The 10894-nt window shown below is 62.5% G+C and carries 11 protein-coding genes; 10 read left to right on the forward strand and 1 reads right to left on the reverse strand.

Features of this window, described 5'->3' with window-relative positions; genetic code table 11:
- The first annotated feature begins 86 nt into the window (after positions 1-86).
- From BT125_RS20585 to pcaC, 10 genes are all read left to right on the forward strand, one after another.
- Positions 87-1433: a 4-hydroxybenzoate transporter PcaK gene (locus tag BT125_RS20585; protein WP_072409758.1), complete on the forward strand. Its 1347-nt coding sequence runs from the start codon at positions 87-89 to the stop codon at positions 1431-1433.
- A 286-nt stretch (positions 1434-1719) separates the two neighbouring features.
- Positions 1720-2580, forward strand: coding sequence for a CoA transferase subunit A (locus tag BT125_RS20590; RefSeq protein ID WP_072409760.1), 861 nt, complete (start codon positions 1720-1722; stop codon positions 2578-2580).
- Complete coding sequence (locus BT125_RS20595) at positions 2577-3356, forward strand: CoA-transferase subunit beta (RefSeq protein ID WP_072409762.1); 780 nt, start codon at positions 2577-2579, stop codon at positions 3354-3356. The genes BT125_RS20590 and BT125_RS20595 overlap by 4 nt, the downstream gene beginning before the upstream one ends.
- Positions 3353-4558: a 3-oxoadipyl-CoA thiolase gene (gene pcaF / locus BT125_RS20600; protein ID WP_170866857.1), complete on the forward strand. Its 1206-nt coding sequence runs from the start codon at positions 3353-3355 to the stop codon at positions 4556-4558. The genes BT125_RS20595 and pcaF overlap by 4 nt, the downstream gene beginning before the upstream one ends.
- 37 nt (positions 4559-4595) lie before the next feature.
- Entirely contained in the window at positions 4596-5300 is a 705-nt protein-coding gene (gene pcaH, locus BT125_RS20605; RefSeq protein WP_072409766.1) for a protocatechuate 3,4-dioxygenase subunit beta, read from the forward strand.
- A 1-nt stretch (position 5301) separates the two neighbouring features.
- On the forward strand, positions 5302-5868 hold the full coding sequence (gene pcaG, locus BT125_RS20610; RefSeq protein WP_072409768.1) for a protocatechuate 3,4-dioxygenase subunit alpha: 567 nt from the start codon (positions 5302-5304) through the stop codon (positions 5866-5868).
- 311 nt (positions 5869-6179) lie between these two features.
- Positions 6180-7478, forward strand: a complete 1299-nt coding sequence (locus BT125_RS20615; protein ID WP_072409770.1) for an MFS family transporter — start codon at positions 6180-6182, stop codon at positions 7476-7478.
- 45 nt (positions 7479-7523) lie between these two features.
- Complete coding sequence (locus BT125_RS20620; protein WP_072409772.1) at positions 7524-8888, forward strand: 3-carboxy-cis,cis-muconate cycloisomerase; 1365 nt, start codon at positions 7524-7526, stop codon at positions 8886-8888.
- 12 nt (positions 8889-8900) lie between these two features.
- Positions 8901-9716 carry a 3-oxoadipate enol-lactonase gene (gene pcaD / locus BT125_RS20625; protein ID WP_072409774.1) on the forward strand — a complete coding sequence of 272 codons (816 nt, stop codon included), beginning with the start codon at positions 8901-8903 and terminating at the stop codon, positions 9714-9716.
- A 10-nt stretch (positions 9717-9726) separates the two neighbouring features.
- On the forward strand, positions 9727-10119 hold the full coding sequence (gene pcaC / locus BT125_RS20630) for a 4-carboxymuconolactone decarboxylase (protein ID WP_003184487.1): 393 nt from the start codon (positions 9727-9729) through the stop codon (positions 10117-10119).
- A gap of 199 nt (positions 10120-10318) precedes the next feature.
- On the opposite strand, the gene BT125_RS20640 is transcribed toward pcaC, so the two are convergent.
- The coding region (locus tag BT125_RS20640) for an OprD family outer membrane porin (RefSeq protein WP_139271770.1) at positions 10319-10894 on the reverse strand (576 nt) is incomplete at its 5' end.

Raw genomic sequence — 10894 nt, forward strand, 5'->3', positions numbered from 1 at the left:
CTCATTAATGTCGCGCAGCGTCATCCGGCGTGTTTCGCCGGTCTCTGAGTCGTTCGCCTGCGTTTCTTGCGTGGAATAAAAATAAAATGAACCAGCCCCAGACCTCCGTAGGCCACTGCCTCGATGTGCAGTCCTTCATCAATGCCCAACCCATTTCGCGCTATCAGTGGCGGGTGGTGATCCTCTGTTTCCTGATCGTGTTCCTCGACGGCCTCGATACTGCCGCCATGGGGTTCATCGCCCCGGCCTTGTCCCAGGACTGGGGCATCGATCGCGCCAGCCTCGGCCCGGTGATGAGCGCCGCGCTGATCGGCATGGTGTTCGGCGCGCTGGGCTCTGGGCCACTGGCTGATCGCTTCGGGCGAAAAGTCGTACTGGTGGGCGCGGTCCTGCTGTTTGGCGCGTTCAGCCTGGCGTCGGCCTACAGCACCAACGTCGATCAATTGCTGGTATTGCGTTTCCTGACTGGCCTTGGCTTAGGCGCCGGGATGCCGAACGCCACCACCTTGCTCTCCGAATACACCCCGGAACGCAAGAAGTCCCTGCTGGTGACCAGCATGTTCTGCGGTTTCAACCTGGGCATGGCCGGCGGCGGGTTCATCTCCGCCAAGCTGATACCGGCGTTTGGTTGGCACAGCCTGCTGCTGATTGGCGGGATCCTGCCGTTGATCCTGGCGGTGGTGTTGCTGTTCTGGCTGCCGGAGTCGGCGCGTTACCTGGTGGTGCGCAATCGCGGTACCGACAAAGTGCGCAAGACCCTGGCGCCGATCGAGCCACACACGGTTGCCCAAGCGACGAGCTTCAGCGTGCCGGAACAGAAAACCGTGAAAGCCCGCAACGTGCTGGCAGTGATTTTCTCTGGCACCTACAGCGCCGGCACCTTACTGTTGTGGCTGACCTATTTCATGGGCCTGGTGATTGTCTACCTGCTGACCAGCTGGCTGCCGACCTTGATGCGCGACAGCGGCGCGAGCATGGAACAGGCCGCGTTTATCGGCGCGTTGTTTCAATTCGGCGGCGTGTTGAGCGCCGTCTTCGTCGGTTGGGCGATGGACCGGTTCAATCCGCACAAGGTCATCGGCCTTTTCTATCTGATGGCCGGGTTGTTTGCCTACGCGGTGGGGCAGAGCCTGGGCAACATCACCTTGCTTGCCACCCTGGTGTTGGTGGCCGGCATGTGTGTCAACGGCGCACAATCGGCGATGCCTTCCCTGGCGGCGCGTTTCTACCCGACCCAGGGCCGGGCCACCGGTGTCTCGTGGATGCTGGGCATCGGTCGCTTCGGGGCGATCCTCGGGGCCTGGATGGGCGCGACCTTGCTGGGCCTGGGTTGGAACTTCGAACAGGTCCTGACGGCCCTGGTCATTCCGGCGGCCCTGGCGACCACGGCGGTGGTGATCAAAGGCATGGTCAGTCATGCGGATGCGACCTGAGCCAGAGCTATGACCCCCTGTGGGAGCGGGCTTGCTCGCGAATTCGGTTTGTCAGGCAGTATTACTTTGTCTGACCCGCTGCATTCGCGAGCAAGCCCGCTCCCACAGGGATCTCTGTGTACTGGGATAAATCGATAGCCAAACAACAATCTGTTCGATAAACGAACACTCAGTCGATTATCGGATTGTTTGGCCTTTTCCCGAAGCTTAATCTTCCAGTCACTCCGGCGCCTAACCTCGCGCCTTTTTCTTCATGTCGGTCTACTGGAAAACGGGAGCCTGCCCCATGGCTGAAATCCTTTCGCTGCACGACGCGGTGAAGCAGTTCGTCAACGACGGCGATACCGTCGCGCTCGAAGGTTTCACTCACTTGATTCCTACGGCGGCGGGTCATGAAATCATTCGCCAGGGCAAGAAAGATCTGACCCTGGTGCGCATGACACCTGACCTGATCTATGACCAGTTGATCGGCGCCGGTTGTGCTCGCAAATTGATTTTCTCCTGGGGCGGCAACCCTGGTGTCGGGTCGTTGCACCGCTTGCGCGATGCCGTAGAGAAGCAATGGCCGCACCCGCTGGAGATCGAGGAACACAGCCACGCCGACCTGGCCAACGCCTACGTCGCCGGAGCCTCCGGCCTACCGTTCGCGGTGCTGCGGGCCTACGCCGGCTCCGACCTGCCCAAGGTCAACCCGCTGATCAAGAGCGTGACCTGTCCCTTCACTGGTGAAGTGCTTGCCGCGGTGCCTTCAGTGCGCCCCGATATCACGGTGATCCACGCCCAGAAAGCCGACCGCAAGGGCAACGTGCTGCTGTGGGGCATTCTCGGTGTGCAGAAAGAAGCCGCCCTGGCCGCCAAGCGTTGCATCGTCACCGTGGAAGAAATCGTCGACGACCTGAATGCGCCGATGAACGCCTGCGTGCTGCCGACCTGGGCGTTGAGCGCGGTGTGCCACGTACCGGGCGGTGCCCATCCGTCCTACGCCCACGGCTACACCGAGCGCGACAACCGTTTCTACCAGGCGTGGGACCCCATCGCCCGCGACCGTGAGACGTTTACCGCATGGATCAACGAATACATCCACGGCACTCGGGATTTCAGTGAATTCCAGGCCAGACTGGCAGCCGCTTCGCAGGTGAAACCATGACCTACTCCACCAACGAAATGATGACCGTCGCCGCGGCGCGTCGCTTGAAAAACAATGCCGTGTGCTTCGTTGGCATCGGCCTGCCGTCGAAAGCGGCCAACCTGGCACGGTTGACCTCGTCGCCGGACGTCGTGCTGATCTACGAATCCGGCCCGATCGGTGCCAAACCCAGCGTGCTGCCGCTGTCCATCGGCGACGGTGAGCTGGCGGAAACCGCCGATACCGTCGTACCAACCGGTGAGATTTTTCGCTACTGGCTGCAGGGCGGGCGTATCGATGTCGGTTTCCTTGGCGCGGCCCAGGTCGACCGTTTCGGCAACATCAACACCACGGTGGTGGGCGACTACCATCAGCCGAAAGTCCGTCTGCCGGGTGCCGGTGGCGCACCGGAAATCGCAGGCTCGGCCAAGAGCGTGCTGATCATTCTCAAGCAGTCGGCGCGTTCGTTTGTCGACAAGCTGGATTTCATTACCTCGTTCGGTCACGGCGAGGGTGGCGATTCGCGCAAGCGCCTGGGTCTGCCGGGCGCCGGTCCCGTGGGCATCATCACTGACCTGTGCATCATGGAGCCGGAAGCCGACACCCATGAATTCGTGGTCACTGCGCTGCACCCCGGCGTGACCCGCGAGCAAGTCATTGCGGCCACCGGGTGGGCGATCCGTTTCGCCGACCAAGTGCAAACCACCGCCGAGCCGACTGAAGTGGAGCTGCGCGCACTGCGTGATCTGGAAGCTCGCACCGCGGCGGCCCACGGCCAGGCACCGGGAGAAGCCTGATGCGCGACGTGTATATCTGTGATGCGATTCGAACCCCTATCGGCCGGTTTGGCGGCGGTTTGTCCGCCGTGCGCGCCGATGACCTGGCGGCTGTGCCGATCAAGGCGCTGATGGAACGCAACCCATCAGTGGACTGGAACGCGGTGGACGAGGTGTTCCTCGGTTGCGCCAACCAGGCCGGCGAAGACAACCGTAACGTGGCGCGCATGGCGCTGCTGTTGGCGGGCCTGCCAGAGAGCATTCCCGGCGTGACCCTCAACCGTCTCTGCGCCTCGGGCATGGACGCCATCGGCACGGCGTTCCGCGCCATCGCCAGCGGCGAAATGGAGCTGGCCATCGCTGGCGGCGTGGAATCGATGTCCCGCGCACCGTTCGTGATGGGCAAGGCTGACGCAGCGTTCTCGCGCAACATGAAACTGGAAGACACCACCATCGGCTGGCGCTTCATCAATCCGTTGATGAAAGCCCAGTACGGTGTAGACGCGATGCCGCAGACCGCCGATAACGTGGCCGATGACTACGCCGTGTCCCGCGCCGACCAAGACGCTTTCGCCTTGCGCAGCCAACAGCGCACGGCGGCGGCCCAGGCGGCAGGCTTTTTCGCCGAAGAAATCGTGCCGGTGCGCATCGCCCATAAAAAAGGCGAAACCGTGGTTGAGCAGGACGAGCACCCACGCGCCGACACCACGCTGGAGACCTTGGGCAAACTCAAACCGGTCAACGGCCCGGACAAGACGGTCACTGCCGGCAACGCGTCGGGGGTCAACGACGGCGCGGCGGCACTGATCCTGGCCTCGGCCGAGGCGGTGAAAAAACATGGCCTGACGCCGCGTGGCAAGGTTCTGGGCATGGCCAGTGCCGGCGTGGCGCCACGGGTGATGGGCATCGGCCCGGTGCCGGCGGTGCGCAAGCTCACTGAACGGCTGGGCCTGGCGGTCGCGGATTTCGACGTGATCGAACTCAATGAAGCGTTTGCCAGCCAGGGCTTGGCGGTGCTGCGCGAGTTGGGGCTGGCGGACGATGCGCCGCAGGTCAACCCGAACGGCGGCGCCATCGCCCTCGGCCATCCCCTGGGCATGAGCGGGGCGCGGTTGGTGCTGACGGCGCTGCATCATTTGGAAAAGACCGGCGGCAAGAAAGGCCTGGCGACCATGTGTGTCGGCGTCGGCCAGGGTCTGGCATTGGCCATCGAACGCGTCTGACGCGTCGCTCTACTAATAAGAAACCGAGGAATGCTTCATGACTGACAAGCCTGGTTATCGTCGCCCTCAAGCGGGCACCCAGCCGGAGTATCTGCACCCGCCGTACCAGTCCACCAACCTGCGCTCGCCGTCCAAGCCATTGGTGTTCCTGCCGCATTCGTTGTCGGAAATTACCGGCCCGACCGTCGGCGCCGACCGCTTGCAGGAAAAGGACCACGACCTGACCGCCCAGCATGCCGGCGAGCCACTGGGGGAACGGATCATCATTCACGGGCGCGTGCTGGATGAGCACGGCCAGCCGGTGTCGGGCATCCTGGTGGAAATCTGGCAAGCCAACGCCGCCGGTCGCTACAACCATGACCGTGACAACCATGACGCGCCACTGGACCCGAATTTCACCGGCACCGGTCGCACCGTCACCGACGCCGACGGCTGGTATCAGTTCCAGACCATCAAGCCCGGCGCTTATCCGTGGGGTAACCACCACAACGCCTGGCGCCCGGCGCATATCCATTTCTCACTGTTCGGGCCGAGCATTCTGACGCGCCTGGTGACACAGATGTACTTCCCTGGCGATCCATTGCTGGAATACGACCCGATCTACAACTGCGTGCCGGACACTCGTGCCAAAGAACGCCTAATCGCCCGTTTCGATCTGGAAAAAACCGTCCCTCACTACGCCCTCGGTTACCGCTGGGACATCGTCTTGCGCGGCCGCGATGCCACGCCGATGGAGAAATAAGATGACGCTCACCGCCACCACTTCCCACACCGTTGGCCCGTACTACCACATCGGCCTGACCTGGCTGAACCGCGAAGACCTGACCGTCGCCGAAACCCTCGGCCAACGCGTGGCGATCACCGGGCAGGTGGTCGACGGCAACGGCCAGTTTGTCAATGACGCGATGCTGGAAGTCTGGCAAGCCAACGCCGCCGGCAAATACGCCCACCCGGAAGACGACCAGGACAAACCCCTGGACCCGCATTTCGAAGGCTTTGGCCGGGTGCCGGTGGATGCCGAAGGGCGTTTTCGCTTCACCACCATCAAGCCTGGCACTGTGCCGGGATTGGGGGGCACGACCCAGGCACCGCACCTGGTGGTGCTGGTGTTCGCTCGCGGGTTGGTCAAGCACTTACTGACGCGCATCTATTTCGACGGCGAACAGGCCAACGAAACCGACCCGCTGCTGGCCTGCGTGCCCGAAGAACGTCGCGGCACAATCGTGGCCAAGCCTGATGCGTCGGGCGTGTACCAGTGGAACGTGATCCTTCAGGGCACGGATGCCGAGACGGTGTTCTTCGATTACTGAGTCATGATTTTCCTGTGGGAGGGAGCTTGCTCCCGCCGGTTTTGTAGGAACTGGCGAAGCCTGCGATCTTTTGATCTTTCATTTGGGACTCAAGCGCTTGTGGAAAGATCGCAGCCTCGCTTCGCTCGACAGCTCCTATGGGGCAAGCCAGCGGGAGCTCGCGGGACCACAGCAATGGCATGAATCCTGTGGGCGCGAGCTTGCTCGCGATGGCGTCAACACTGGCGTTATCGCTTCAATGTCTGTTTGCGGAACGGGTCTGTTACGAAGTGTGTCTAGACTTTGTCCATTCCCCAACGAGTGAATAATCAATGGCCACTCCAATCATCAGCCACTACACCGGTGAAGAACGCAGCAAGCGCATCTTCGCCATCGTCGGTGCTTCATCCGGCAACCTGGTCGAATGGTTCGACTTCTATGTCTATGCGTTCTGCGCGATTTATTTCGCGCCGGCGTTCTTCCCGTCCGATAACCCGACGGTGCAACTGGTCAACACGGCCGGTGTGTTCGCCGCCGGGTTCCTGATGCGACCCATCGGTGGCTGGATTTTCGGCCGGGTGGCGGACCGGCACGGGCGCAAGAATTCGATGATGATCTCGGTGCTGATGATGTGCTTCGGCTCGTTGCTCATCGCCTGCCTGCCCACCTACAAGGACATTGGCGTATGGGCGCCGGTGCTGCTGTTGTTCGCACGCCTGCTGCAGGGGTTGTCGGTGGGCGGCGAGTACGGCACCACCGCCACCTACATGAGCGAAGTCGCCCTCAAGGGCCAGCGCGGTTTCTTCGCCTCGTTCCAGTACGTGACGTTGATCGGTGGGCAACTGCTGGCGGTGTCGCTGGTGGTGATCCTGCAACAGTTTCTCAACGAAGATGAACTGCGTGCCTACGGCTGGCGGATCCCATTCGTGGTGGGGGCGGCTGCGGCGTTGATTTCCCTGTTGCTGCGGCGTTCCCTGAAGGAAACCAGCAGCAAGGAAATGCGTGAGAACAAGGACGCGGGCAGCATTATGGCGCTGTTTCGCGACCACAAGGCCGCGTTCATCACCGTGCTGGGCTACACCGCCGGCGGTTCGTTGATTTTCTATACATTCACCACGTACATGCAGAAATACCTGGTGAACACCGCCGGCCTGCACGCCAAGACCGCCAGCTACATCATGACCGGTGCGCTGTTCCTGTACATGTGCATGCAGCCGTTGTTCGGCATGCTGGCGGACAAGATCGGCCGACGCAATTCCATGCTCTGGTTCGGTGGCTTGGGGGCGTTGTGCACCGTGCCGATCCTGCTGACCCTCAAAAGCATCAGCAGCCCGTTCCTGGCGTTTATCCTGATCACGTTGGCGCTGGCGATCGTCAGTTTCTACACCTCCATCAGTGGCCTGGTTAAAGCCGAGATGTTTCCACCTGAAGTGCGAGCGCTGGGAGTAGGGTTGGCCTATGCGGTGGCCAATGCGATTTTTGGCGGATCGGCCGAATACGTCGCCTTGAGCCTGAAGGCCCAGGGCATGGAAAACGCCTTTTATTGGTATGTCACGGTGATGATGGTGGTGGCGTTCCTGTTCAGCCTGCGCCTGCCCAAGCAACCGGCGTATTTGCACCACGACCTTTGACCCAACCGCGCCCGGCCCTGAGGCCGGCGCACCCAAGGACTGTTTATGAGCGAACGACCGGGCAATCAGCTGTTCGATGCCTACTTCACCGCCCGCGACATGCGCGAGGTGTTCTGCGATGCGGGCCGGGTCCAGGCCATGCTGGACGTCGAAGCCGCCCTGGCCCGGGCCGAGGCGCGGGTGGGGGTGATTCCGCAAAGTGCCGTGGCGCCGATCGAGCAGGCTTGTCGTGCGCAGCTGTACGATTTTTCAACACTGAGCGAAGCGATCGCCAGCGCTGGCAATTCGGCTATCCCGCTGGTCAAGGCGTTGGGCAAGCGCATCGCCGCCGAGGACGCCGAGGCCGAACGCTACGTGCACCTGGGCGCCACCAGTCAGGACGTAATGGACAGCGGACTGGTGCTGCAACTGCGCCAGGCATTGGGGCTGATCGAAGGCGAGCTGGCGCAACTGGCCGCCATCCTGGCCCGACAAGCCGAACGCTACGCCGCCACACCGTTGGCCGGGCGCACTTGGCTACAACACGCCACGCCTGTGACCTTTGGGATGAAAATCGCCGGTTGGCTGGGGGCGATCACTCGCAGTCGCCAACGCTTGAAAGAGCTCAAGCCGCGCTTGCTGGTGCTGCAATTCGGCGGCGCCTCCGGGACGCTCGCCGCGTTGGGTGACCAGGCGCTGCCGGTCGCCGAAGCCTTGGCCGCCGAACTGCAACTGACCCTGCCGGAGCAGCCGTGGCACACCCAGCGCGATCGCCTGGTGGAGTTCGGCTCGGTGTTGGGCCTGATCGCTGGCAGCCTGGGCAAACTGGGCCGTGATATCAGCTTGTTGATGCAGACCGAGGCCGGCGAAGCGTTCGAGCCGTCGGCACCGGGCAAGGGCGGTTCCTCCACCATGCCCCACAAGCGCAACCCGGTGGGCGCGGCGGTGCTGATCGGTGCCGCGACGCGAGTACCTGGTTTGTTGTCGACGCTGTTCAGCGCCATGCCTCAGGAGCACGAGCGCAGCCTGGGCCTTTGGCACGCCGAGTGGGAAACCTTGCCGGAAATCTGCTGCCTGGTCTCCGGTGCCTTGCAACAGGCGCGGCTGCTGGCCGAAGGGCTGGAAGTCGACGCGGCGCGCATGGCCCGCAACCTGGAACTGACTCAAGGACTGGTGCTGGCCGAAGCGGTGAGCATTGTCCTGGCCCAGCGTGTGGGGCGCGACACGGCGCATCATTTGCTGGAGCAATGCTGCAAGCGCGCCGTGGCCGAACAACGGCATCTACGCGAGGTGCTGGGAGACGAACCCCAGGTCACCGCGCAGCTATCGGCGACCGAGCTTGATCATCTGCTCGACCCGGCGCACTACCTCGGACAAGCCCAGACCTGGGTCGCCCGAGCCGTGGCCGAACACCTTGCCTTGAACGCCTGAAAGGAGATTGTTGTGGGATTCGTCAAACTCGCCGAGGGCGAACTGAACTATTGTTTTGATGAGCGGCGATTGGACGGACCGCAAGATGCCCCGGTGCTGGTGCTCTCCAACTCCCTGGGCACCGATCTGCACATGTGGGACGAACAGGTCGCGGCGTTCAGCGAACATTTTCGCGTGCTGCGCTTCGACACGCGCGGCCATGGCCAGTCGCTGGTCACCGAAGGGCCGTACAGCATCGAGCAACTGGGCCACGACGTGCTGGCTATGCTCGATCAGTTGAACATCGACAAAGTGCATTTCTGTGGGTTGTCCATGGGCGGGTTGATCGGTCAATGGCTCGGGATCCATGCCGGCGAGCGCTTGCACAAACTGGTGGTATGCAACACCGCCGCGAAGATCGGCGATGCTTCGGTGTGGAACCCGCGCATTGAAACCGTGCTGCGCGATGGCAAGGCGGCAATGGTGGCGCTGCGCGATGCTTCGATCGCCCGCTGGTTTACCGCGGATTTTGCCGAGGCTCAACCTGCGAAGGTGAAGAAGATCACCGACATGCTCGCCGCCACTTCGCCCCAGGGCTACGCAGCCAACTGTGCGGCCGTGCGTGATGCCGATTTTCGTGAGCAACTGTCGTCGATCCGCGTTCCGCTGCTGGTGGTGGCCGGCACTGAAGATGCGGTGACACCGCCGTCGGGCGGGCACTTCATCCAGGAGCGGGTCCGCGGGGCCGAGTACGCCGAGTTCTACGCCGCGCACCTGTCCAACGTCCAGGCCGGCGCCGCGTTCAGCGCGCGGGTGCTGGATTTCCTGCTTGATTCCAGCCGCGCCTGAGGAGTTTTTTGTGGACGAGAAACAACGTTACGACGAAGGCATGCAAGTGCGCCGCGCGGTACTGGGCGATGCCCACGTCGACCGCAGCCTCAATGCCTTGACCGAGTTCAACAGCGAATTCCAGGAGATGATCACCCGCCATGCCTGGGGCGACATCTGGACTCGCCCGGGCCTGCCGCGCCACACCCGCAGCCTGATCACCATCGCCATGCTGATCGGCATGAACCGCAACGAAGAACTCAAGCTGCACCTGCGCGCCGCCGCCAACAACGGCGTGAGCCGCAGCGAGATCAAGGAAGTGATCATGCAGAGCGCCATCTACTGCGGCATCCCGGCAGCCAACGCCACCTTCCACCTGGCTGAGTCGGTGTGGGATGAGCTCGGGATAGAATCCCGAACTTAAGATTGCTGCCAAGCCCCTGTGGGAGCGGGCTTGCTCGCGAAAGCGGTGGGGCAGTCGGCGATGATGCTGAATGTACCTGCGCCTTCGCGAGCAAGCCCGCTCCCACAGGGTGCTGCGGTGGCTCTCGATATCCATACGCAGCAAATCCCCTGTGGGAACGAGCCTGCTCGCGATGGTGCAGGCGCCCGCGCTGCCGGCCTTACAACAAGCTGATCGGATAGCTGACGATCAACCGGTTCTCATCGAACTCATTGGTGCTGTAATCCCGGCGCATTGTCGAGTTACGCCATTTCACGTTGAGGCTCTTCAGGGCGCCGCTCTGCACGGTGTAGGCCAGCTCGCTTTCCCGACCCCATTCCTTGCCATCGTCGACCGTGGCGGTGTGCACGTTGTCACCGCTGATGTAGCGGTTCATCAAGGTCAGGCCCGGCACGCCGACGGCGGCGAAGTTGAAGTCGTGGCGCAGTTGCCAGGATTTTTCCTTGGCGTTGTCATAGCTGGAGTTGTAGCTATCGTTGGCCAGGGTGCCGCCGCTGGTGCCGTTGACGCGCATCCAGGCATCGTCGCCACCGACTTTCTGCAGGCCGACGTAGAAGGTATTGCCGCCGTATTTGGCCGAGAGCATGGCGAACGCGGTTTTGTTGTCCAAGTCGCCGGCCAGGGCGCTGCCGTCTTCCTTGCCGATGAAGTAGCCGAGGTTGGCGCCCAGGGTCCAGTCGCCGATGGGTTGGCTATGGGTCAGGTTGAAATATTGCTGCTGGTAGATGTCGGACAG

Source organism: Pseudomonas sp. NFACC04-2, assembly GCF_900119265.1.
Taxonomy (GTDB): domain Bacteria; phylum Pseudomonadota; class Gammaproteobacteria; order Pseudomonadales; family Pseudomonadaceae; genus Aquipseudomonas; species Aquipseudomonas fluorescens_AA.

What these genes read in the sequence shown, in the direction of transcription:
- BT125_RS20620 (WP_072409772.1), top strand. Translation starts at nt 7,524, where the DNA reads ATGAGCGAACGACCGGGCAATCAGCTGTTCGATGCCTACTTCACCGCC.
- BT125_RS20590 (WP_072409760.1), top strand. Translation starts at nt 1,720, where the DNA reads ATGGCTGAAATCCTTTCGCTGCACGACGCGGTGAAGCAGTTCGTCAAC.
- BT125_RS20595 (WP_072409762.1), top strand. Translation starts at nt 2,577, where the DNA reads ATGACCTACTCCACCAACGAAATGATGACCGTCGCCGCGGCGCGTCGC.
- pcaG (WP_072409768.1), top strand. Translation starts at nt 5,302, where the DNA reads ATGACGCTCACCGCCACCACTTCCCACACCGTTGGCCCGTACTACCAC.
- BT125_RS20585 (WP_072409758.1), top strand. Translation starts at nt 87, where the DNA reads ATGAACCAGCCCCAGACCTCCGTAGGCCACTGCCTCGATGTGCAGTCC.
- BT125_RS20615 (WP_072409770.1), top strand. Translation starts at nt 6,180, where the DNA reads ATGGCCACTCCAATCATCAGCCACTACACCGGTGAAGAACGCAGCAAG.
- pcaH (WP_072409766.1), top strand. Translation starts at nt 4,596, where the DNA reads ATGACTGACAAGCCTGGTTATCGTCGCCCTCAAGCGGGCACCCAGCCG.